This is a genomic window from Arthrobacter sp. fls2-241-R2A-172, assembly GCF_030208885.1.
Taxonomy (GTDB): domain Bacteria; phylum Actinomycetota; class Actinomycetes; order Actinomycetales; family Micrococcaceae; genus Arthrobacter.
On the sequence record NZ_JARVTB010000003.1, the window covers coordinates 57291 to 78901 of the forward strand.

At 65.4% G+C, this 21611-nt stretch carries 27 protein-coding genes; 25 read left to right on the forward strand and 2 right to left on the reverse strand.

Annotated elements, in window-relative coordinates:
• Positions 1 to 10: 10 nt before the first annotated feature.
• Complete coding sequence (locus tag QRM57_RS05800) at positions 11 to 493, reverse strand: flagellar protein FlgN (RefSeq protein ID WP_257368963.1); 483 nt, start codon at positions 491 to 493, stop codon at positions 11 to 13.
• A gap of 229 nt (positions 494 to 722) precedes the next feature.
• On the opposite strand from QRM57_RS05800, the gene QRM57_RS05805 reads away from it, so the two are divergent.
• The 4 genes from QRM57_RS05805 to QRM57_RS05820 all read left to right on the forward strand — a co-directional run bounded on the left by QRM57_RS05805 (position 723) and on the right by QRM57_RS05820 (position 3775).
• Positions 723 to 1559 carry a flagellin N-terminal helical domain-containing protein gene (locus QRM57_RS05805; RefSeq protein ID WP_257368962.1) on the forward strand — a complete coding sequence of 279 codons (837 nt, stop codon included), beginning with the start codon at positions 723 to 725 and terminating at the stop codon, positions 1557 to 1559.
• Between the two features lie 107 nt (positions 1560 to 1666).
• Positions 1667 to 3049 (forward strand): flagellar filament capping protein FliD, encoded by a 1383-nt coding sequence (gene fliD / locus QRM57_RS05810; protein ID WP_284985893.1) that lies wholly within the window; start codon positions 1667 to 1669, stop codon positions 3047 to 3049.
• Positions 3046 to 3504, forward strand: a complete 459-nt coding sequence (gene fliS / locus QRM57_RS05815; protein WP_284985894.1) for a flagellar export chaperone FliS — start codon at positions 3046 to 3048, stop codon at positions 3502 to 3504. The genes fliD and fliS overlap by 4 nt, the downstream gene beginning before the upstream one ends.
• The gene (locus QRM57_RS05820) at positions 3491 to 3775 is read left to right on the forward strand and encodes a hypothetical protein (protein ID WP_284985895.1); all 285 of its coding nucleotides are present in this window, start codon (positions 3491 to 3493) and stop codon (positions 3773 to 3775) included. The genes fliS and QRM57_RS05820 overlap by 14 nt, the downstream gene beginning before the upstream one ends.
• A gap of 1 nt (position 3776) precedes the next feature.
• Here the strand turns inward: QRM57_RS05820 and QRM57_RS05825 are convergent, their stop codons facing one another.
• The gene (locus QRM57_RS05825) at positions 3777 to 5003 is read right to left on the reverse strand and encodes an amidohydrolase (protein ID WP_284985896.1); all 1227 of its coding nucleotides are present in this window, start codon (positions 5001 to 5003) and stop codon (positions 3777 to 3779) included.
• A 90-nt stretch (positions 5004 to 5093) separates the two neighbouring features.
• Between QRM57_RS05825 and QRM57_RS05830 the strand changes: the two genes are divergently transcribed.
• From QRM57_RS05830 to fliQ, 21 genes are all read left to right on the forward strand, one after another.
• Positions 5094 to 5750, forward strand: a complete 657-nt coding sequence (locus QRM57_RS05830) for a cyclodeaminase/cyclohydrolase family protein (protein ID WP_284985897.1) — start codon at positions 5094 to 5096, stop codon at positions 5748 to 5750.
• Between the two features lie 119 nt (positions 5751 to 5869).
• Positions 5870 to 6211 (forward strand): flagellar basal body rod protein FlgB, encoded by a 342-nt coding sequence (locus QRM57_RS05835; RefSeq protein WP_257368956.1) that lies wholly within the window; start codon positions 5870 to 5872, stop codon positions 6209 to 6211.
• Complete coding sequence (locus QRM57_RS05840; protein WP_235518861.1) at positions 6211 to 6603, forward strand: flagellar basal body rod protein FlgC; 393 nt, start codon at positions 6211 to 6213, stop codon at positions 6601 to 6603. The genes QRM57_RS05835 and QRM57_RS05840 overlap by 1 nt, the downstream gene beginning before the upstream one ends.
• Positions 6603 to 6902 carry a flagellar hook-basal body complex protein FliE gene (fliE, locus tag QRM57_RS05845; RefSeq protein ID WP_284985898.1) on the forward strand — a complete coding sequence of 100 codons (300 nt, stop codon included), beginning with the start codon at positions 6603 to 6605 and terminating at the stop codon, positions 6900 to 6902. Before QRM57_RS05840 ends, fliE begins: the two co-directional genes overlap by 1 nt.
• Positions 6902 to 8536 carry a flagellar basal-body MS-ring/collar protein FliF gene (fliF, locus tag QRM57_RS05850; RefSeq protein WP_284985899.1) on the forward strand — a complete coding sequence of 545 codons (1635 nt, stop codon included), beginning with the start codon at positions 6902 to 6904 and terminating at the stop codon, positions 8534 to 8536. Before fliE ends, fliF begins: the two co-directional genes overlap by 1 nt.
• Positions 8533 to 9561: a flagellar motor switch protein FliG gene (fliG, locus tag QRM57_RS05855; RefSeq protein ID WP_235518867.1), complete on the forward strand. Its 1029-nt coding sequence runs from the start codon at positions 8533 to 8535 to the stop codon at positions 9559 to 9561. Before fliF ends, fliG begins: the two co-directional genes overlap by 4 nt.
• The gene (locus QRM57_RS05860; protein WP_284985900.1) at positions 9551 to 10168 is read left to right on the forward strand and encodes a FliH/SctL family protein; all 618 of its coding nucleotides are present in this window, start codon (positions 9551 to 9553) and stop codon (positions 10166 to 10168) included. Before fliG ends, QRM57_RS05860 begins: the two co-directional genes overlap by 11 nt.
• Positions 10165 to 11502, forward strand: a complete 1338-nt coding sequence (locus QRM57_RS05865; protein ID WP_284985901.1) for a FliI/YscN family ATPase — start codon at positions 10165 to 10167, stop codon at positions 11500 to 11502. Before QRM57_RS05860 ends, QRM57_RS05865 begins: the two co-directional genes overlap by 4 nt.
• On the forward strand, positions 11499 to 11924 hold the full coding sequence (locus QRM57_RS05870; RefSeq protein WP_284985902.1) for a flagellar FliJ family protein: 426 nt from the start codon (positions 11499 to 11501) through the stop codon (positions 11922 to 11924). Before QRM57_RS05865 ends, QRM57_RS05870 begins: the two co-directional genes overlap by 4 nt.
• Positions 11925 to 11926: 2 nt before the next feature.
• On the forward strand, positions 11927 to 12601 hold the full coding sequence (locus QRM57_RS05875) for a C40 family peptidase (protein WP_284986233.1): 675 nt from the start codon (positions 11927 to 11929) through the stop codon (positions 12599 to 12601).
• Entirely contained in the window at positions 12601 to 14421 is a 1821-nt protein-coding gene (locus QRM57_RS05880) for a flagellar hook-length control protein FliK (RefSeq protein WP_284985903.1), read from the forward strand. Before QRM57_RS05875 ends, QRM57_RS05880 begins: the two co-directional genes overlap by 1 nt.
• A 14-nt stretch (positions 14422 to 14435) precedes the next feature.
• Positions 14436 to 14876 carry a flagellar hook assembly protein FlgD gene (locus tag QRM57_RS05885; protein WP_284985904.1) on the forward strand — a complete coding sequence of 147 codons (441 nt, stop codon included), beginning with the start codon at positions 14436 to 14438 and terminating at the stop codon, positions 14874 to 14876.
• Positions 14877 to 14923: 47 nt separating this feature from the next.
• Positions 14924 to 16096 (forward strand): flagellar hook protein FlgE, encoded by a 1173-nt coding sequence (locus QRM57_RS05890; protein ID WP_235518879.1) that lies wholly within the window; start codon positions 14924 to 14926, stop codon positions 16094 to 16096.
• A 155-nt stretch (positions 16097 to 16251) separates the two neighbouring features.
• Positions 16252 to 16626, forward strand: a complete 375-nt coding sequence (locus QRM57_RS05895; RefSeq protein WP_284985905.1) for a flagellar FlbD family protein — start codon at positions 16252 to 16254, stop codon at positions 16624 to 16626.
• A 3-nt stretch (positions 16627 to 16629) separates the two neighbouring features.
• Complete coding sequence (locus tag QRM57_RS05900; protein ID WP_284985906.1) at positions 16630 to 17442, forward strand: motility protein A; 813 nt, start codon at positions 16630 to 16632, stop codon at positions 17440 to 17442.
• Positions 17439 to 18260, forward strand: coding sequence for an OmpA/MotB family protein (locus QRM57_RS05905; protein WP_284985907.1), 822 nt, complete (start codon positions 17439 to 17441; stop codon positions 18258 to 18260). Before QRM57_RS05900 ends, QRM57_RS05905 begins: the two co-directional genes overlap by 4 nt.
• A gap of 63 nt (positions 18261 to 18323) precedes the next feature.
• Positions 18324 to 19220: a flagellar motor switch protein FliM gene (locus tag QRM57_RS05910; RefSeq protein WP_284985908.1), complete on the forward strand. Its 897-nt coding sequence runs from the start codon at positions 18324 to 18326 to the stop codon at positions 19218 to 19220.
• Entirely contained in the window at positions 19217 to 19942 is a 726-nt protein-coding gene (gene fliN, locus QRM57_RS05915) for a flagellar motor switch protein FliN (RefSeq protein ID WP_284985909.1), read from the forward strand. The genes QRM57_RS05910 and fliN overlap by 4 nt, the downstream gene beginning before the upstream one ends.
• A complete protein-coding gene (fliO, locus tag QRM57_RS05920; protein ID WP_284985910.1) occupies positions 19943 to 20470 on the forward strand; it encodes a flagellar biosynthetic protein FliO in 528 nt (175 codons plus the stop codon).
• Positions 20471 to 20592: 122 nt separating this feature from the next.
• A complete protein-coding gene (gene fliP, locus QRM57_RS05925; protein ID WP_235519720.1) occupies positions 20593 to 21336 on the forward strand; it encodes a flagellar type III secretion system pore protein FliP in 744 nt (247 codons plus the stop codon).
• Positions 21336 to 21611: a flagellar biosynthesis protein FliQ gene (gene fliQ / locus QRM57_RS05930; protein ID WP_159708780.1), complete on the forward strand. Its 276-nt coding sequence runs from the start codon at positions 21336 to 21338 to the stop codon at positions 21609 to 21611. The genes fliP and fliQ overlap by 1 nt, the downstream gene beginning before the upstream one ends.

The following is a 21611-nucleotide window of genomic DNA, read 5'->3' on the forward strand; positions in this document are numbered from 1 at the left end:
GGGTGGGCGGTCAGAATTGCCGGTCGACCAGGTGCGCGGCCGATTGGTCCCCGGTCCGGCCGTGGGAGTCGTAGGTTCCCGCCGCGGGTTTCAGGTCGGCGAGTGTCTCCTGGGTGGAACGGACGGCCGCACGCAGGAACTGCTCATTGGCGTCGCGGAGTTCCTTGATGGCCGCTGCCTGCTGGCGCATCGCGGTGACATGGGAGGTGAGGACCTCGGCCCAGGCGGGCTCCGGCGCGGCTGCGGCGAGCTCAGCCAAGGAACAATCCTGGGATACGCCCCATTGCGCAGCGACCGCGGCGATCTCCACCGTGCGGGCGAGGCCAGCCTGGGAAACGCGCTCCAGGACCTGCTCCACTTCCCTGGTCCCGTGGGGCAGCCAACGGGACTTGCCTGCTGTCAGGAGCAACTGTTCTTCTTCGAGCTTGAAGGTCAGGAGATCGAGAAGTTCGCGCTCGCGCCACAGCAGTGCTGACAGTTCATGGATGGCCACAGGGGGTCAACTCCAGTTCTGGTCGGTATCGGGTGCGGTTGTGATGGCGTACCTCCCGCCAACTCCCCATTAGTTATCGGCCGCCGGCTGGCAGGGGTTAGGCGGGAAGGTCCCTGAATCTTTCCTTCGGATTTTTCCTAACGGGCCCGCGATGGCCAGTCGATAGTGCTGGGTGACGGCCCACGGATGGGCTGTTGCACAGTAAGTCCACATCATGGAGGAAAACAACATGGGCATGCAGATCAACAACAACCTGATGGCGAACAACGCGTACCGCAACCTGAACGCCACCCAGGACAACCTGTCCAAGTCGATGGAAAAGCTTTCCAGCGGCCTGCGCATCAACCGTGCTGCAGACGACGCAGCCGGCCTTGCCATCTCGGAAGGCCTCAAGTCCCAGGTCAGCGGCTCCGCGGTTGCCGCACGTAACGCCCAGGACGGCATCAGCCTCATCCAGACCACTGAAGGTGCCCTCAGCGAGGTTCACTCCGTTCTGCAGCGCATGCGCGACCTCGCAGTCCAGGGTGCTTCCGACACGAACAACACCGCGGCACGCTCGGCGATCAAGGATGAAGCGGATTCGCTGGGCAAGGAGCTGGACCGCATCACGCAGTCCACCAACTTCAACGGCATTGACCTGCTCAAGGGCGGTTCCAAGAACATCCAGGTTGGCACCGCTGGTACCGCCAACGACACCATCTCCGTCAACCTCGGCGATGTTGCAACGGCTGCGGGCACGCTGTCCTCGGCTACCGGCGCCACCGGCTTCGACGTCACCACCAACGCCGCAGCGCAGACCACGATCACCGCTATTGACGCAGCGATCACCACGGTCTCGGCACAGCGTTCGGACCTTGGCGCCAACCAGAACCGCCTGGACCACGCGATCAAGACGCTGAACGTCTCCGGCGAAAACCTGCAGGCCGCACAGTCCCGCATCGCCGACACGGACATGGCAGCTGAAATGGTCAAGTACACCAAGGCCAACATCCTGTCCCAGGCCGGCACTGCCATGCTGGCCCAGGCAAACCAGTCCGGCCAGGGTGTCCTGTCCCTCCTGCGCTAAGCCTTCACAGCATTTAGCCGCATGAGCTGACGGCGGCCGGCCAGGCCCCATCCTGGCCGGTCGTCGTCGGACACCTTTGCTTTACGAGCCTTCCGGAAGGGACCCGCGTGGGAACAGCTATCGACGGCCTTGTCAGCGGCCTTAAGACCACGGACATCATCAACTCGTTGATGTCCGTCGAAGCCCTGCCGCAGACCCAGCTCAAGACCAAGCTGGCGTCCAACCAGACCATCATTTCCACGCTGCAGTCCTTCAACACCAAACTCACCGCGCTGAAGGAGCTCGCCGTTGCCGGGACGGCTGCCGGTGCCCTGAACCTGTTCACCGCAACCAGCGGTTCACCTGCCATCACCGCGAAAACCACGACGGCGGCCACCGCCGGATCGATCGACCTGACCGTGACGCAGTTGGCCCAAACGCAGGTCAACGTCACGGCAGCTATGTCCGCCTGGCCGTCCAACGCCGGGGTGCCTGAACGGCTGACGATCGTCGATTCCACGGGTAAGAAGACCGAGATTGCTCCCTCAGGGACTTCCTTGGATGACGTGGTTTCGGCGATCAACGCAGCATCAGCGGGCGCACACGCCGTGAAGGTTCCGGCCGGCAACGGCAGTTACCGGCTGCAGCTCACTGCCACCACGGCCGGGGCAGCAGGTGCTTTCACCGCCTACCGGGGAACGGCCGCGCAAGTGGGGGACGGCACCGCGGTGGACCTGATGACGGAGCCGACTGCCGCCGTCGTGAAGTCCGCCCAGGACGCGAAAGCGACGCTGTATGCCGGGACGCCCGCCGCGCAGGTCCTTAGCTCCGCTACCAATACTTTTGAGGATGTCCTTCCCGGCGTCTCCATCACGGCCTCGGCAGTGACCACAGGACCGGTGACAGTGACCGTGGCCAGCGACGTTCCCGGAATCACCAAGAAGGCCGAGGACCTGGTCAAGTCCGTCAACGACGTTCTGGGGTTCATCGCCATCTACTCTTCCGTGTCCAAAACCACGGACACCAAGGGCGCCACAGTGACCAAAGCCGGAATTTTCACCGGCAACAGCACTGTCCGTGCCGTCAACGACCAAGTACTCACAGCACTGTCCCGGCCCATCGACGGGAAGTCGCCCTCCGAGTACGGAATCAACATCACCAAGGCCGGCGACTTCACCTTCGACGCCGACAAGTTCGCGAAATCACTCGCCGCAGACCCCGCCGCCACGCAAGCCGCCGTCCAGGGGTTGGCAGCCAGGCTCGCCGAGGCAGCCACCGCCGCGTCTGATCCGTACACGGGCGCAGTGTCCGGGCTGATCAAAGGCCGCGAATCCGAAGTGCGCGACCTCGGCAACAGGATCGCGGATTGGGATCAGCGCCTCATTACCCGCCGCGCCACGCTCCAATCCGTTTATACGAACATGGAGGTGCTGCTCGGCGGCCTCCAGTCCCAGTCGGCCTGGTTGTCCGGCCAAATTTCCAGCCTCTCCAAGCAGTCCTCAGGAGCATGATGACTCTCCGCGCCCAGCAACTTTCCCGGTACAACGACGACGCCGTCCTCTCGGCACCCCCGGCGCGTCTGCTCACCATGCTTTACGACCGGCTCCTGCTGGACCTCAAACGTGCCCAACTGGCGCAGGAAAGCAGCAATTGGGACACCGCAAGGGAAAACCTGTTGCACGCCCAGGCGATCGTGGCTGAGCTGCGCTCCACCCTGCGGACCGACGCGTGGGATGGCGCGGCCTCGCTCGCGAGCATCTACGACTACTCCATGGAAGCCCTGATCGGCGCCAACATTTACCGGGACGTGGAACGGACCAAGGAGTGCATCGGCCTTCTGGAGCCACTCCGCCAAGGCTGGCACGAGGCCTCTGCTGCCTTGTCGGCTGACACCCCGGCTGGATCCGTTGCTGGGTCCGTTTCTGCCTCCGTTGCTGCGTCGGGCAGGGCCCTTGGAGTCGCTTGAGGCCTGGTCCGCGATCCTGGACGGTTTTGAACGCGACATTGCCCGTGCCGTTTCGGGCGGCCCCGCAGGGCCGTGGGCGCCGCCGACCGACGCGGGACCCTTGCCCGCCGCCTTGGCCGACCGCGCCCGCAGGGTCCTTGATGCCCAGGCGGACGCGGTCGCTATCCTTACGCGGTTGAAGCACGACGCCGGCACGCAGTTGGGTGCCATCGACGCCGTTCCTTCGGGGTCGGCGTCGGACAGGCCCCTGCTGCTCGACGTGCGCGGCTGACTTAGCTGGCGGAGGACCCCAGGAATTCGCGGGCCGCGGTGACCAGCGCTTCCGTTCCGCGCTGCAGGGTTGGCTGGATCACCGGCGCGAAATAAGGGGAGTGGTTGGACGGGATGTCTTCCGGCAACCGACCTGTTGTGGCGTACTCCTGGAAGAGCACAGGATCGGCTCCGCCCAGGAACCAGAAGACCAGGGGAGCATCCGCAGCCTTGGCCAAGGCTCCCACGTCTTCGCTGCCGGACACCGGTCCCGGATCGATGATGTGGCCCTCGCCGAAGGTCGCCTGGAACGCGGCCCTTACCTTAGCCGTGGCCGATTCATCGTTGACCGTCAGGGGGAAGTGCTCTTCGTAGTGGAACTCCGGGTCCTTGGCTGCACCGGAAGCGGTTGCTTCGCTCTGGATGATCCGTTCGATGGAACCCAGGGCCTTGTCCCTGGTGGCGTTGCTGAAGGAACGTACGCTGAGCCCAAGGCTCGCGGTCTCGGGGATGATGTTGTTCTTGGTTCCGGAATGGATTTGTCCCACTGTTACCACTGCGGAATCGCTGGCAGCGAGCTCCCGGGACACGATGCCCTGCAGGCGGACCGTGGCTGAGGCTGCCATAAGGACAGGATCAACGGTGGTTTCGGGGCGGGAACCGTGGCCGCCGCGTCCGTGCAGCACCACGTTCAAGGAGTCGGCGGAGGCCATGGTGACACCGGAGCGCACCCCGAACCAGCCTGCCGGGAAGGGTGCAACGTGCTGGCCGAGAACCACATCGGGCTTCGGGACGCGGTCGTAGAGGCCGTCCTTGACCATGGTCTGGGCGCCGCCGCCCCATTCCTCGGCCGGCTGGAACACCGCAATCAGGGTGCCTTGCCATTCCTGGCGCTGCCCGGCCAACGATTCAACGGCCCCCAACAGGCAGGTCACGTGCACGTCGTGCCCGCAAGCGTGCATGACGGGAACGTCTTTGCCTTCATGATCGACGCCGGCTGCCGTGCTTGCGTAGTCCAGGCCGGTGGCTTCCTTGACGGGAAGAGCGTCCATGTCCGCGCGCAGCATGACCACAGGGCCGGGGCCGTTCTCCAGCACACCCACAACGCCGGTTTTTCCCACGTTGCGGTGCACGGTGAAGCCAAAGTCCTGGAGGTGTTGCGCGGCGATCCCTGCGGTCCGGACTTCCTGGAACGAGAGTTCAGGATTCGTGTGCAGGTCTTTGTACAGCTCTTCGAGGTCAATGGTCATGTCTTTGCCCTTCTTTCGACGTCGTCGGTACGGCCAGTGTATCGACGCGAAATCCGCACTTGCTGGGAAGCCAGAGGGCAGACTGGTGCCATGAATGATTCCGGGTCAGTGACAACTCAGGCAGCCACTGTGGAAGCGTGGACGGAAGCCCTCGCCGAATCAACCGGCTCGCCCGGCGGCGGTGCCGGGACCGGGGTGATGCTGGCCATCGCTGCCTCGCTGACCTCGATGGTGGCCGGATATACGGAGGCTGAGGAGGAGCGGGAGTCCGAGTTGAAGGCGCTGCATGGACGGGCGAAGGAACTTCGTCGTACCGCACTGCGGCTGGCCGACGACGACGCTGCCGCATCCAAGGCGTTCGGCGCTGCCTTCCGCTTGGATCCAGGACCGGAACGTGACGACGCCATCCACCGGGCATCGGTTGATGCGGCCAAAGCATCCGCCGTCCTGGGCGGGAAAGCCATGGACGCCATCGAGGACCTTGGCTGGCTGGCTGCGCACGGAAATCCGGCGCTCATCGCCGACGTCGTGGTGGCGTTCGGGGCGCTCAGGGCTGCGATTGCCGGGGCAAGGACCAATGTCAGCTTCGACCTCGGTTCGCTCACGTCGGCAGGTGCCGAACTCGAGGAAGTCCGGGAGCAGCACCCCAGGCTGTGGGACACGGTCAGCCGGCTCAGCGAAGCCTTGGACCGGATCGACGAACTGACGGCAAGCGTGGACGGGAAAGCCGCACCGACGCAGCGCTAAAAATAAGTGGAAGTATTCTCCTAACGGGTTCGCAGGCGCTGCCGATAACTGTTGCTGAGCAGGGATCGCTCGATGCATGGCCACGGATTGGCCTTAGGACACCAGCAGGTGAGGACTTTGTGCTTGAATCCGTGACTTCCGCCGCCATGGCCAGCGCCCTGGACGCGCTCGCCTTGCGCCAGCGGACCATCGCCAACAACATCGCGAACGTCAACACGCCCAACTACCACGCCAAAAGGGTGTCCTTCGAAGACCAGCTGGCCGCTTCGGTACGTTCCGGGGACGGCAACGTCAAAGCGTCCATAAGCCCGTCCGATGAGCCCACCCGCACCGACGGCAACAACGTCAACCTGGACACGGAAACCCTTTCCAACATTGACACAGTCCTGCGCTACCAATTCGCTTCAAGGGCAGCAACCGGCGAATTCACGTCCCTCCGCACCGCACTGAGGACCAACTGATGACGTTTGACGCGATCGGAATCGCCGGTTCCGCACTGACGGTACACCGCAAATGGCTCGATGCAGTCTCCGACAACCTGGCCAACATGAACAACGCTTCCAGGACCGACGGGCAGGTTTTCCGGGCACGCTACATCGAGGCCGCCGAGGGCAACAACGGCGACGGCGTGTACGTCAAGAGCACACCGCTGGGAAATGGCGAAGGCCGGATTGTCTACCAGCCGGACCACCCCTTGGCCGACGCCAACGGCAACGTTCGCTACCCGGATATCGACATGGCAGAGCAGATGGGCACGTTGATCATCGCCCAGCGCGGCTACCAGGCCAACGCCCAAGTGGTTGACCGCGCGCGCGAAACTTACCTGGCGGCCCTTGAGATAGGAAAATCCTGATGGCCATCGGCCCAATAACAGCGGTCCAAGGCGTCAGCGGAACCGGCTACGTAAGCCCGGCAGCGCCAGCCAGCACCGGCGGCGACTTCGGAGCCGCACTGACGGGCGCCGTCGACAATTTGCAGTCCCTGCAATCGACATCCAAGGAACTGGCCGTATCTGCGGTGACCGGCAACCTGGACGACATCCACAAAGCGACCCTTGCGTCCACCCGTGCGCAGGTGACCTTTGAACTGGTGGCCGCTGTCCGGAACAAGGGTATTGACGCGTTCAACGAGATCATGAGGATGCAGGCCTGATGCCACCGGCGATTTCCCAGTTTTTCCGCAAGTTCGGCAGCGGCATCCAGGCGTTCAGCCCCGCCCAGCGCACCCTCGCCATCCTGGGCGTGGCCGTGCTGGTGCTTGGCAGCGTCGCGCTGACCGCATGGCTGGGAAAGCCCGCCTACTCACCCCTGTTCTCCGGCTTGAAAGACACCGACGCCAACAGCATCGTGGAGCAGCTCCGGAAGGACAACATCCCCTACGAGCTCAGCAATGGCGGTTCCACCATCCTGGTCCCGGAGGACAAGGTTTACGACGAACGGCTGAAGGCTGCTGCCGCCGGACTCCCTTCCGCTGCTGCCACCGGATACTCGCTGCTGGATAAGTTGGGTGTCACATCCTCCGAATTCCAGCAATCCGTCACTTACAAAAGGGCGCTGGAGGGCGAACTGAGCACCACGGTGCAGGCCATGGACGGCGTGAAGAGCGCAGCGGTCCGGCTCGCCATTCCCGAGAAGTCCGTGTTCGTGGACACCACCCCTGAGGCCACAGCGTCCGTGTTCGTTGAGACCCAGCCCGGCACCACCTTGTCCGCTGACAAGGTGCAGGCCATTGTGCACCTGACCTCGGCAGCCATCGAGAACCTCAAACCCACCAACGTCTCTGTGGTCGATTCCCAAGGCAACGTCCTGTCCACTGTGGGCGGGGGAGCCACCGGTTCCTCTTCCAAGCAGGCAACCGACTACCAGCAACGAACCTCGGATGCAGTCCGGGCAGTCCTGGACAGCGTCGTGGGCCCGGGCAACGCAACGGTCGCCGTCGCAGCGGATGTCACCGCCGAGTCCGCCCAGCAGCGCAGCGAAACGTTCGCGCCCGCGGCCAACACTCCGGCGCTCAGCGAGTCCACCAAAACCGAAAAGTACACCGGTACCGGTGGCGGCGCCGCAGGCGTCCTCGGCCCGGACAACATCGCAGTGCCCGGTGGCTCCAACGCCAACGGATCCTACGATTCCAGCGACACCACCAAGAACAACGCCGTCAACAAGGTCACCGAGGACCGGACCATCCCGCAGGGCGCCGTGAAGCGCCAGACCATCTCTGTAGCGATCAACCAGGCCGCAGCTGGAGGGGTAAACGTGGACTCGGTGCGCGCGCTGGTCACCTCAGCGGCAGGGATCGATACGGGTAGGGGTGACGTGGTCACTGTGGAGGTGCTGCCATTCAGCACCGCTGCCGCCGACAAAGCCGCCCAAGCACTCGGGGCGGCGAAAGCCGACGCTGCCGCTGCCAAAGATGCAGCCCTGATGAACACCCTCATCCTTGCAGGCAGCATCATGCTGGCAGCCATCGCCCTGATCGTGGTTGTGCTCATTACCCTCAAACGCCGCCAACGCCGCGAGCCTGTGGACCTGGGCGAGCAGATGGATTACGACGCCCTCCCCGAAGCCCTTCAGACGCCGGCCCTCACCGGCCCGCCGACCACAGCGATCGAACTGACCTCCATCCAGCCCCAAGCCCCGGTGCAGCCCACTCCGGCGCTGCCGTTGCCAGGCTCCGAGGCCCTCGACGGCGAACTGAAGCGCGCCCAAATCGAAGCCATGGTAGCTGACAACCCGGCACGCACGGCCGAGTACCTGCGCGGGCTCATGGATGACAGGCAGTCCGTATGAGCCAGATGGTCCCGGAAGCCTCAGCCCTGAGCGGGGTGCAAAAAGTGGCGGTGGTGCTCATGCAAATGAACCCGTCCAGCGCGGCAGCCGTCATGGCCCAATTCTCCGAATCCGAAGCCGAAGACATCGCGGCCGAAATCGTTCGGCTCCGCCGTGTGTCCTCGGTGGTCGCCGACCACGTCATCAACGAATTCCACGGCCTGGCCGTCAGCGGGCGCCGCACTGCCCGCGGTGGCCAGGAATTCGCCGTCGGGCTCCTGGAAGCATCCTTCGGCGCGGACAAAGCCGCCGGCTTCATGGACCGGCTCGCGTCCACCATGGCCGGTAAGTCGTTCGAGTTCCTGGAAATGATGGATCCCGGGCAAATCCTGGCCCTGATCGACGGCGAGCTCCCGCAAACCATCGCACTGATCCTCGCCCACCTGCGGCCGGGGAAGGCCTCCGCCGTCATGGCGGGTCTCGGCGACACCCAGCGCATCGATGTTGCCCGCAGCATCGCCACCATGGGCTCAGCATCACCCGAAGCCGTTGGGATCGTGGCTGAAACCCTCAAAGCCAGGGCCGGCGCTGTCATGTCGCAGCGGAAGTCAAACGAAATCGTTGGCGGTATCCAACCGCTGGTGGACATCATCAACCGGTCCGACATCACCACCGAACGCTCCGTCCTGGACGGCCTGGGCACGCTGGATCCCGAGCTCGCCACCGAGGTCAGGGCCCGGATGCTCACCTTCGTGGACATCGTGAAGCTGGAACCGCGGGACATCCAACGGATCCTCCGCGGAGTCAGCGCCGACGTCCTGGCAGTAGCCATGAAGGGCGCCCCGGCCGTGGTTCTGGATACCGTCCGGGCCAACGTGTCCGGCCGCAACCTGGAAATCCTCGAAGCCGAGATGGCCGCCTCCGGTCCGGTTCGTGCCTCGCAAGTGGAGGAAGCCCGCGCGGAGATCGTCCGCTCCATCCGCGAACTCGAAGCCGAAGGCGCGATCGTGGTCCGGCGCGGGGACGAGGACGACTTTGTCTACTGAGAACTTCACCCGCATCACCTTCCCGCCGGTTGGCACCACCGACCGTTCCGATGACGCCGATCGCGGCTTCGTCCAAGGCCATGCGGCCGGCTATGCCGCCGGTATGCAAGCCGCCGCAGTCGAGCACGGCGAGCTCCAGCAGCGCTTGCGGGCCGAGCACCAGGAAATGCTCGACGCTGGCAGGTCCTCCCTGGCCCGTTCCGCACAGGTCCTGCAGGCTGCAGCACAAGCGGCCCAGCAGCGCCAGGAAATCACCTTGGACGAGATGCAGGACGTGCTGGCGGCCAGCGCGGTGGAACTGGCCGAGGCAATCCTCGGATACGAGCTCGCCCACGGCGCGGACACGGCCCGGGCGGCACTGAACCGCGCGCTGGGAGCCGGCGGCAGCACCGGCGTCGAACACGTCACCGCAGTACGCCTCCACCCACACGACATCGCAGCGCTCCAAGCCGCGGGTGTTGACGATATTGCCGGTGTGGAGCTGAAAGCCGATGCCACGCTCAGGCCCGGCGACGCTATCGGCGAGTACCCGAACGGATGGATTGACGCCCAGATCGGTACCGCGCTGGACCGGGCCCGGAGAGCCCTGCTCGAGGTCCGGCAGTGACGGCGTACCGCCCCCACGCGAACGGTTTCCGTGCAGCACTGGCCGCCGCCGCCCCGCAACGCGTAGGCACCGTGACTTCCGTGCTCGGACTGGGATTGGACGTCGCCGGGCTGCACTGCGCAGTGGGGGAGCTGGTGACGGTCGGCTCCGGAACGGAAACGCTCGACGCCGAAGTGGTCGCCTCTGTGGGTGGCACGCTGCGGTGCATGCCCCTGGGCCGGTTGACCGGCGTCGCGGCAGGAACACCCGCACGGGCCGCGGGGTCTCCCATGCTCGTCCCCACCGGCGCCGGGCTGTTCGGACGGGTGCTCGATGCGCTGGGCCGGCCCATCGACGGCAAGGGGCCACTTCCACCGTCCCCGACGGTTCCGTTGGATCAGGAAGCGCCGAATGCCATGAGCCGGGCCCGGATCGACACGCCCCTGCAGACCGGAGTCCGCATACTCGACACGATGACCACCCTGGGTCGCGGCCAACGCATGGGGCTCTTCGCCGGCTCCGGCGTGGGAAAGTCCTCGCTGTTGTCCATGGTGGCCCGAGGCACCGACGCCGAAGTCTCCGTGATCGCCCTCGTTGGGGAACGCGGCCGTGAAGTCCGCGAGTTCCTGGAAGACGACCTTGGAGCCGAAGGGTTGGCCCGCTCCGTGGTGGTGGTTGCCACCTCCGACGAACCCGCCCTCATGCGGCTCCGGGCCGCCGTCACCGCCACCCGCATCGCCGAGTCCTTCCGCGAAGCCGGCAAGGACGTCGTGCTCATGATGGACTCACTCACCCGCGTGGCCATGGCCCAACGCGAAATCGGCCTCTCCGCAGGTGAGCCGCCAGCGACACGCGGCTACCCGCCGTCGACCTTTTCCGTCCTGGCCCGGCTCCTGGAACGCGCCGGCACCGCCGAAAGGGGCTCCGTCACCGGCATCTACACCGTTCTGGTGGACGGCGACGACCACAACGAACCCATCGCCGACGCCGCCCGCTCCATCCTGGACGGACACGTGGTCCTGGACAGGAAACTCGCCGTCACGGGGCACTTTCCCTCCGTCGACGTCCTCGGTTCGGTGTCCCGGGTCGCCTCCAAGGTCAACCCTGCCAGGCACACCGCGCTCGCCGTTGCCCTCCGGAGAGTCCTGGCGGCGAGGCGTGGCGCGCAGGACCTGATCGACGTCGGCGCGTACCAGCGGGGCAGCAACCCGCTGGTGGACGCGGCCCTTGACCACGAGGACGCGATCAACCAGTTCCTGCGCCAGCCAATGGGCGAATCGACGCCCAACAATGGGTCCTGGGACGCGTTGGCCCAGCTCACAGCCAACTTTGGACACTTTGAAGGAGCAGCGTGAACCGACAATTCTCCCTTGCCGGGCTGTTGAGGCTGCGGCAGGCTGAACAGACGTCCGCGGAAAGCGGGCTCGCCGCCGCCAACTCACGATCCGCGTCATTGCGGGTCCGGCGTGCGGAAGCCCGCGAGGTGCTTGCCGATTCGAACGGGCACGCAGGGGATTCGGCGTCGTTGCTGGCCATCGCCGCGGCCCGTGCGTCCTCGCAGAGCATGCTGGCCGAACTCGACGCCCTGGTAGCCAGTGCCGAGGCGGACGCCGACGCTGCCCGCGCCGACTACACCGAAGCCAAGCGCCGGGCGGTGGGCCTGGAGAAGCTCGAAGTCCGCCACGACGCCGCTTTCGTTGCCGCACAGTTGAACGCGGAGCAGGGCGTCCTGGACGAGATCGCATCCACCGCCTGGCACAGGAAGGCCACCCCGTGAGCATGACCGACGCCATTGGGCGGATACAGAACATCGAAGCGTCCCTGCAACAGCTGACATCGCCGACCCGTTCTACCCCAGCCTCTTCAGCCTCCGCTGGGAGCTCGGCTGCCTCAGCCACCTCAGCCTCCGACGCTGCGTCCTTCGCCTCCGCGTTGAGCAGCGCGATGGGTACCTCCACTTCCCTTGCTTCAGGCCTGGGTTCCCTGCTGCCGGCCGTAGGGAGTGCGACTTCTTCGAACGCGGCCTTGGGAAGCACGACGGCGGCCACCGGAGCGGCGGCAGTCGGCGGCAGCGGCGGCACGACGTCGGGTGACGCCGTGGTTGCAGCAGCCAAGAAGTACATCGGCGTGCCCTACGTCTGGGGTGGAACCAACCCGGCAGTAGGCATGGACTGTTCCGGATTCGTGCAAAGGGTCTTCAAGGACCTGGGCGTGGAACTACCCCGGGTGGTCAGCGACCAGATGAAGAAAGGAACCCCTGTGGCCTCCCTGGCCGAAGCGAAGCCAGGGGACCTCCTTGTCAGCTACGGCGGAGAGCACATCTCCATCTACCTGGGCAACGGGAAAGCCATCGACGCACCCGTGCCCGGGCAGACCATCCAGATCCGGGACGCCTGGGAAAAGTACTCCAACCTGACCTCGATCCGTCGGATTGTTCCGGCCGGGGTGGCCTGATGTCCGCCTTTGCCGCGGGGCTGCGGTTCCTGGGTCCCCAGCTTGGTTCCGGCGCCCGGATGCCTCATGGCCCAGGGGACGACGGCGCATTCGAGGCCGTGATGGCAGCCGAAGCCCAACCCGCCGGCCAGCTCGACGGTGCGCTGCAGGATAGACGTTCCCTGCCGTCTAATTCGCAGCAGGCCATCGAAACGGACGCGGCCGGGGATTCTGTGGGTGGCCCGGGGGGAGCGGCGGATGCTCTTCCCGCGCTTCCTTTCGGGATTGCCGGGGATGCCCGTTTCGATGCTCCGCTGCGGAGTGTGCCGGGCGCACGGCACGATTCGCAGCAAACCCCCGAGCGGGGCGTGCCCGGTGCGAGCGTGGCCAGTGCCGGGGGAGGGTTTGAGGTCTCTTCCTCTGTCCGTTTCGATGCTTCGCTGCGGAGTGTGCCGAACGCACGGCACGATTCGCAGCAAGCCCCCGAATCGGATGCACTTGTGTCTGCTGTGCCCGCTGGTGTTTATGTGGCTGCCGGGGTGCCGGGATTGGCCCGGGTTGAGGGAGATGTTGGCGTGTCCGGGATTCCTTCGGCCACCCATTTAGACGCTTCGCTGCCGGTTAGACGATTCCTACCGTCTAATGGGCAGCAAGCCGTCGAAATGGGCGTGCCCGGGGCCATGGTTCCTAGCTTCGGGGTAGCAGTTGATGCCCCTCCGGCGCTTTCTGGTGCTCTCCAATTCGATGCTTCGCTGCGGAGTGTGCCGAACGCACGGCACGATTCGCAGCAAACCCCCGAATCGGGTGTGCCCGGGCTCGGCGGCTTGGCCGGGAACGCGGCGGGTGCTGGTGCGGCTGGGCTTGCCGGGAATACGGGGCTTGCCGGGAACCCGGCGGGTGCTGGTGCGGCTGGGCTTGCCGGGAACGGCGGCTTGGCCGGGAACGCGGCGGGTGCTGGTGCGGCTGGGCTTGCCGGGAGCGCTGGGCTTGCCGCTGCCTCCGGCCCCCAGGCGACGCAGCCCATTCCTCCATCCAGTGCAGGGGTAGGGGTGGGCACCAGTGCAGGGGTAGGGGTGGGCGCTGCTTCGGTGCTGTCGCCGGCCCTCCAATTCGACGGATCGCTGCACGACAGACGCTTCTTTGCGTCTAACCAGCAGGTAAGCGTCGAATCGGGCCCGCTCCAGGCACCCCAAGTCACGCAGGCTTCGCAAATTCCCCCGAGCCTGCAGCCTGTACCCCCGCAGCTCAACACCATCCCAACCCAGCCGGCTACCCCAACCCCGCTGGCTAGCGCACCCCAACCGGCCCTCGCACCCCAGCTCGCCGCACCACTTTTTTCGCTGGCATCGGCAGGACACGGGGAGCACGTGATGACGTTGCGTGTTGCCCCGGACGACCTGGGACCCCTCACGGTCAGGGCCCACATCGACGCCGCGGGCGTGCGAATCGAACTGTTCGCACCCGGGGACGCGGGCAGGGACGCAGTGCGGCATGTCCTTCCGGAGCTCCGACGAAGCCTCGAAGACTCCGGCGCGAGCCTGAGCCTCTCTTCACAGAACAGCCCACCCGACGCCGGCCGGGATCCCGGGCAAGGCAGCGGACGGGATCCCGGCCAAGGAACAGGGCAGGGCTCAGGTCCCGGCAGCGGAACACGTGACCCGGACACCCGCACCCAAGGGCCCGGCGAACAAGGGCACGGCGAACAAGGGACCATCGAGCGAGGCCCCAACGAGCAAGGGCCGGGCGAAGCGGGGCACGAAGGTGCCGATGCCCAACCACAGCTGCCACCCGGCGTCGTACGCCGCCCGGGTAGCCCGAACCGCCTGGACATCCTGGCCTGACGAAAGAGACGAGTATGACAACCATTCCCGCAATCGCGGCCAACAACGGCGCAGCCCCGGGCAGCACCCCAAGAAGCCCGGTCAAGGCCATGGATTCGGAGGTCTTCATGTCCTTGCTGGTCACCCAGCTGAGGTACCAGGACCCCAGTGCCCCCATGGACACCAACCAGATGATGAGCCAGTCCGTGCAGCTCTCCATGATGGAGAAGATGACCGAGCTGACAGCCGGGTCCAAGGAGAGCTTCTCGCTGCAGATGCGAAGCGCTGCGGCGCAGATCATCGGAACCGAGGTGAGCTATACGCTCGCCGACGGCACCAAGGGCGCGGGCGTCGCCAGTGCGGTGTCGTTCGCGGACGGTGTCCCCACCGTGAGCGTGGGCCAGGCCAAAGTGCCCCTGGACCTGATCACCGGCATGACGGCACCAGCGGCCGTCGAGCCCAAGAAGACCACCTGATCCCCAAAAATACTTACCCCGAACCAAAACCGAAGAAAGGCAACACCATGCTCCGTTCGCTGTACTCCGGAATTTCCGGCCTCCGAGCCCACCAGGCCATGCTCGACGTCACCGGCAACAACATCGCCAACGTGAACACCACCGGCTACAAGTCCTCGTCCGCCCAGTTCCAGGACACGCTCTCCCAGATGACGCAGGGCGCGGCGGGACCGCAGCAGAACGTGGGCGGTTCCAATCCCGCACAGATCGGTCTCGGAGTCCGGGTGGCCGGCGTGAGCACCAACTTCGGCCAGGGATCGTCGCAGAGCACCGGCCGCGGCACGGACCTGATGATCTCCGGTGAGGGCTTCTTCGTCACCGGCAAGGGCACCCAGCAGTACTACACCCGCGCGGGTAACTTCCAGATGGACGCTGCGGGCCGCTTGGTCAGTCCCGACGGCGGCATCCTCCAGGGCTGGACGGCCACCAACGGCGTGGTCAACCCGGGCGGGGCAACGGGGCCCATCACGTTGTCGCCGGGCACCACCGCGCCGGCAGTTGCGACGACGAACGCCACCTTGGGCGGCAACCTGCCTTCCGACGCCGCTGTGGGCACCTCCGTGGAGCGCCAGGTGAAGGTGTACGACGCCAACGGGGCGGAGCGCAGCCTCACCCTGACGTTCAGCCGTTCGGCCACGGGCTGGAATGTGGCCGGTGCGGACGCCAACGGAGCCAATGGAACGGGCACCTTGACCTTCGCCAACGGTGCTTTGACGTCCGGCGGGACGATGACGGTTGGTGGAATCACGGTGAACATGGGCGCGGTCACCGGCTTCGCGCAGATGAGTACCCTCTCCGTTACCGGCCAGAACGGCGCGGAAGCGGGCGAACTCGAGTCGTTCACGTTGGCTGGCGACGGTTCCTTGGTGGGGTCCTTCAGTAACGGTGCCAAGGAAGTCCTGGCACGCGTGGCCCTGGCGCGATTCACCAACCCCGAAGGCCTGGAGAAGGCCGGCGGCTCCGCGTATGTTGCCACGGCCAACTCGGGTGCGGCCCAGCTTGGGGTTGCCGGTGAAGGCGGTCTTGGCTCGCTGGCTTCGGGTTCGCTGGAGATGTCCAACGTGGACCTGTCCCAGGAGTTCACCAACCTGATTGTGGCCCAGCGTGGTTTCCAGGCGAATGCCCGCATCATCACCACCTCGGACGAGGTCCTGCAGGAACTGAGCAACCTGAAGCGCTAAGCAGATCCCGTCCTTGTCCGGATTCCAGCCGCGTAGTACGTGCGGATAACCGAACAAGGACGGGAGAGGGCTGCACGCAAGCTAACGCCCGGCCCGGTCCGGCCGACAGTAGGGGACAGCACCACTTCCAGCCACACCCTGACCAGAAACGGCCCATGATCGTTGTCACCCGCCTCAACGGCACACGCTTCGCCGTGAACCCGGACATCCTTGAACGGATCCACGAGAGTCCGGACACCCACTTGGTGACTCTCGACGGCGCCGCTTACGTCGTGCGGGAATCGCTCGCCGAGGTGGTGGAGCTGATCGCGGATTACCGTGCCAGTGTCCTTCGCCGTGCCCAGGATCTTCCCGCACGCACAGGGTATCCGCTGAGCCTGGTCCGGTCGCCCGAGCCCGAGCCCGAGCCCGAGCCTGAGCCTGGCCCGGCCGACGCGCCGCAGCCCGCGCCCGAGCCTGGCCCGGCCGACGCGCCGCAGCCCGCGCCCGAGCCCGGCCCGCAGCCGAACAACCACCCGAACGGAACGTAGTCGATGACAATTCTTGGCCTGCTGCTGGCCTTCGCATCCGTGGTGGCCATGGTCACCCTGGAGCACGCGAACCTCATGTCGCTGCTCCTGCCGGCACCAATGATCCTGGTTTTCGGCGCCACCATCGCGGTGGGCCTGGCAGGGAACACGCTCGCGGATGTCAGGAAGGCCTTCAAGGACGTTCCCAAGGCCTTCCTCGGCAAGCCCGCCAAGCCCACGGAGAGCATCGACGAGTTGGTCCGCCTCGCAGAGAAGGCCCGCAGCGAGGGCCTCCTTTCCTTGGAGGAGGAGGCCAACAACGCCAAGGATGCGTTCCTGCAGCGCTCCCTCCAGAACATCGCCGACGGGACGGACGCTGAGGAATTGCGCCTGCTCATGGAGGACGAAATCGACACCAAAATGCGTGCCGACCACGTGTCGTCCAAGTTCTTCGCGGCCCTGGGCGGGTACGCGCCCACTATCGGCATCATCGGCACGGTGGTCTCCTTGACGCACGTCCTGGAGAACCTTTCATCGCCCGACCATTTGGGGCCGATGATCGCGGCAGCCTTCGTTGCCACCCTCTGGGGCCTGCTGTCCGCGAACTTCATCTGGCTGCCGTTGAGTGCCAAGCTCAAGCGCCTCTCCGAGCTGGAAATCGAACGCATGACGCTCCTCATGGAGGGCCTGCTCGCTGTGCAGAACGGCACCCAGCCGCTGCTTCTGGCCGAACGGCTCCGGGCCATGGCGCCCGCAGGGGCCAAGGCCAAGTCCAAAGACGGAAAAGCGGACGACGGCGGCAAGTCCGGTAAGTTGCCGGCGTCCAAGGCAGCATGAGGACCCGGAGGAGGCGGGGTGCCCAGCCCGAGGAGCACCACGTCGACGAACGCTGGATGGCTTCCTACATGGACATGGTCACGGTGCTGATGTGCATGTTCATTGTCCTGTTCGCCATGTCCTCGGTGGATCAGGATAAGTTCGAGAAGCTGCGCAATTCGCTGGCCACGGGCTTCGGCACCCAGATCAGCCAGAAAGTGGATACGGCTACTGGCGTTGTGGTCCCGGCGGAGCTCGCTGCTTCCGACGGCGAAGGTTTTTCGGCACTGGATTTGGCCATCAAGGAAGCCGACAAGCTCACCGCCCTTGAGCACGAAATGAAGGCCAAACTCGATGCCCAGGGCCTTGGCGCAAACGTGCAGTTCGACGTCGGCGAGCGGGGTCTGTCCGTGAAACTGGTGGGCTCCCAGACGTTCTTCCAACCGGACATGCCGGACCTGACCAACCGCGCCCTCGAGATCCTGAAGACCATCGCACCCACCGTGGTGGGCTCCGGGCTTGAAGTCATGGTGGAGGGCCACGCAGCCAAGGGAATCACGGCCTATGCATCCACGTGGGAGCTGTCGGCGGCCCGTTCCGTCAACGTCCTGCGGTACTTTGTGGACGACGCCGGCATGCCGCCTGGTCGGATCGGCGCAGTGGCTTTTGGTGCCGCACGCCAGGTGACGGACGACTCCACCGAGGAGCTCATGGAGTTGAACCGCCGCGTGGACGTGGTGTTGTTGTCCTCCAGCCCGGAGGATGTGCGTGCGCTGATTCCCGGCGCGATAGAAGCCCAGACCATGGAATCCGCGGCGGCGGCGAAAGCTGCGAAATAGAGTCCAAATAGTCGTAGCGGGAAACGTCTTACGCGCTTCTCCGACGTGCCGATAGTGCCGTCCGTGGGAGAACAGGAAGATCGCGCGGCGGTACGCCAGCGCACCGTAGAGGTCTACGACTTCCGTCGACCCACCACTTTGCCGCGCCAGCATAGCCGGGTCCTGGAAGTTGCTTTCGAAACCTTCGCCCGGCAGTGGGGTACGCAGCTCACAGCCAAGGTGCGGTTGAAGTCCACGGCCACGCTGGAACAGCTGAGCATGCAGAGCTACGACGAATACTCGGCCTCCCTCCCTTCGGTCACGTCCATGGTGCTCTGCAGGATTGATGGCAGCGAATCCCGCCTGGTCATCCAGTTCCCCGCTACGGCCGCCCTGTCGTGGCTGAGCCGGATGCTCGGGGGTTCAACGGAAACCGCAGTGCCGGAGCGGAAGTTCACCCAGATCGAACACGCACTGGTTTCCCGGATGGTGGAGGAAGTGCTGGAAGACCTCCGGTACTCTCTGGGCAACCTTCTGACGCAGGCCGTGACGATGGACGGCATCCAGTACAACTCCCAGTTCGCGCAGGCGGCCGCCCCCTCCGAGCTCATGATCGTGGCGTCCTTCAACGTCAACGTGGGGGAAACCCAGTGCGCGGCCACCTTGGCAGTTCCTGCCGACGTGCTGCTGTCCAGGCTCGGCGATGTAAACCCCATGGTCCACAGCGTCGACAACGAAGCACTGGTCCGCACCCAACTGGCGCAGGTGCCGGTGGATGTGGCCGTACAGTTGACCGCCGCACCGGTGACGCCCGCACAGATCCTGGGTCTCGCCGTCGGAGATGTCCTGCCGCTGCCGCACCTTGAAAACCGTCCGTTCGATGTCACCATCAACGGCACCCGCCTGGCCACCGCCGCGGCCGCCCGCAACGGCTCCCGCGCCGCCGCAGTCATCGTCACAACCGAGGAGCATCAGCGATGAGCAACATTTTGACCCTGCAGGCGGCTGCTGCCGAGCGCCTCGCGCTGCACCTGCCCAGCGCATCCACCCTCCGTGTTGCCGGCATCGTTCCTGCGCAGGACGCGGCCGCCTATGCTTCTCCGGCCGTCACTGCCACGTTTGTTGGAGCCTTGACGGCCGATTTTGCGCTGCTGCTGGTGGACCGGTCGTTCCTGGCCGCCGCCGGTGGAGCCGGGCTGGGTGGTGCGGTCCAGCATGCCGTGCAGGCCGGCGACGTTCTGCGTCCCGCTCTGGAACAGGCCGCGTCAGCGTTCGACGCCGGCGTGCTGGGTGAGGTGCGCGAGGAGGACTCAGCCGCGCTGCTCTCGGACCCCGATACTGCGGTTTTTGAACTGAACGACGGCGGTGCCCCCTTCGGCTGGTTCGCTGTCCGTGTGCGGGACAACGGTACTGGCACTGATGCCGGTGCCCGTGGACAAGGTAACGAGCTGGCTGCCCGCTTGGGCCTGATCAGCAGCGTTGAGATGGCGTTGACCGTGGAGATCGGCCGTACCCGGATGTCAGTGCGGGACGCCCTGGCACTCGAGCCCGGGAAGGTCATTGAACTGGACCGGTCAGCCGGTGCACCGGCGGATGTGCTGCTGAACGGCAGGCTGATCGCCCATGGCGAAGTTGTGGTGGTGGACCAGGACTATGCAGTGCGCATCACCCGCATCCTGGACGGGTCCGAGGGAACACTGTAGATGGACACAATGATCCTCGGGCTGCGGGTGCTAGTGGCCCTCGGAGCTGTGCTGGGCTTCATCTGGCTGGTGCAGAAGCGCCTCGGTAAGGGCAAAGGCCGCCGGCGCGCGGATGCCGCGCTGACGGTCGTGAGCCGTCAGGTGGTAGGCCAGAAAGCGTCAGTGGTGGTGGTCGACGCCGGGGACAAGCGTTTCCTGTTGGGCGTCACCGAGCACGCGGTGACAGTGCTCCACAGCGGTGACACTCCTGCCATAACGCCGGAGCCGGAGGAAGCAGTGGGAGCCCAGTCGGCCGGGAGCTTCGCGGAGCTGTTCCGGCAGGCATCGGGTCGCCCCCAGCCTGAACTTCGTCCGCAGCCGCTCACTGGGTCGCTTCCGGAGCCGGTAACGGACTCGCTGCCGGTGCTTCGGCGTCGGAGCGAACTCCACCGTCGAGGCCAAATGCCGGAGCACCCCCTGCATGGCTCCATCCTGTCCGCTTCCACTTGGCGGCAAGCCTCGGATGCCATCCGGGGACGCCGCAATTGATCCGAACTGCTGGGTTCGGCCTGCCGGGCCGGCCATTTCCTGCCGCACGCCGGCGCGCCCTGCCGCAGTTGTTCTCTGCTGCGGCAGTCGTGTTGTTCACGGGCGTTCTGCTGTTGCTTGGAATGGCAGCCGCCCAGGCAACCCCCATCGATCCCACGCAGCCCACGCCTCCAACTCCACCTGCGGCACCCGGTTCCGGGAACGTCAGCATAGACATCAACGGCCTCGACGGGACACCCTCCACGGCGGTCGTAACACTGATCGGGATCACGCTGCTTTCCGTAGCCCCCGCGCTGCTGCTCATGATGACGTCCTTCACCAAGATCTTCGTGGTGCTGGCGATGACCCGGAACGCCCTCTCCTTGCCGGCTATCCCGCCCAACCAGGTCCTGGCCGGACTCGCGCTGTTCCTCTCCTTGTTCGTCATGTGGCCCGTCGTCTCGGACATCAATACAGCGGCCGTGCAGCCATACCTGAACGGCGGGCTGGACTTCAACGGTGCAATGTCCGCGGGTTGGTCTCCGCTCCAACACTTCATGCTGGCCCACACACGGGAAGAGGACATCGCGCTGATGACCCGGGCCGCGAAGATGGACAACCCCGCCAACCCTGAAGCCGTGCCGTTCCAGACACTGGTTCCGGCCTTCATGATTTCGGAACTGCGTGCCGCGTTCATTATCGGCTTCGTCATTTTCATCCCCTTCCTGGTCATCGACCTCGTGGTATCCGCTGCGCTCATGTCCATGGGCATGATGATGCTTCCTCCGGTGATGATCTCGCTGCCGTTCAAGATCCTTTTGTTTGTCCTGGTGGACGGTTGGGGACTGGTCATCACGTCCCTGATCCAGAGCTATTCGAGCGGCTGATGGATACCAATGCAGTCCTGGACATCTGCCTCCAGGCCATGATCGTCGCAGCCAAGCTCGCCGCACCCACATTGGTAACCGCACTGGTGGTGGGACTGGCGATTTCGCTCCTGCAGTCCATCACGCAGTTGCAGGAAGCAACGTTGTCATTCGTCCCCAAGGCTGTTGCAGTAGCGATCGCCTTGGTGGTCTGTGGCCACTGGATGATTTCGGAAATGGTGGCTTTCACCAATGAGCTGTTCGCCCGCATCCCCGGCCTGATCGGCGGAGCGTGA